Consider the following 885-nt stretch of genomic DNA (forward strand, 5'->3'; position numbering starts at 1 on the left):
TACCGTTTGCGGCTCACTGACGGCATTGCCCGTACCGGAATCATCCACGACCTCGTAGGTAAACGTTACCTGTCGTGATTCTCCCTCCGCCAGGTCCTGAAAATCAGTACCGGGGTCAAAGGTGAAAGTGCCATTGCCGTTGTTCACCACAGCCCCTTCAGACGGCAGGGTCAGGATAGTGAAACTGTGAGCATCCGTTAGATCCGCATCCGTGACGCTGAAACTGGCGGTCACGGATGCTCCGTCTTCTTCGGCACTGGCAGTGACAGCCCCGGCTACCGGTCGGTCGTTGGTACCGGTCACGGTGATGGTGGCCGTTGATTCAGACGTGACGCCTTCGTCATCGGACATCACGTAGCGCACTACCACTGTCGCACTTTCACCACTGGCCAGGTAATCAAAGTCACTGCCGGGGACAAACTGCAACTGGTTGCTGTCGATGCTGGCGGTGCCCTGGCCCGTGACGGGATTCCCGTTGCTATCGACGATCTGCACGCTGTCGAGAGTGAAGTTGGACGGATTATCGTTGTGATCCGCGTCCGTGTCGTCGGCCAGTACGTCAATGGTCAGGGTCTCATTCTCATGGCCTGTGGCGGTATCGGCTGTCGCCACCGGCGCATCGTTGGTGCCGGTCACCGTAATGGTCGCTGTTGACTCAGAGGTAGCCCCTTCGTCATCGGACATCACATAGCGGACAGTGACAGTAGCCGTGTCACCACTGGCAAGGCTGTCGAAATCCGTACCCGGTATAAACTGCAGCTGGTTGTTGACGATGCTGACCGTGCCCTGACCCGTGACGGGATTCCCGTCTCCATCAACGATCTCCACGCTATCCAGACTGAAGTTGGCGGGGTTGTCATTGTGATCCAGGTCCGTGTCGTCGGT

General features: G+C 57.9%; 1 protein-coding gene. It reads right to left on the minus strand.

Annotated features, from left to right (window positions below):
- The coding region (locus AC27K1_RS21585; RefSeq protein ID WP_487152861.1) for an Ig-like domain-containing protein at positions 1-885 on the minus strand (885 nt) is incomplete at both ends.

The organism is Kistimonas ophiarachnellae (genome assembly GCF_057552235.1).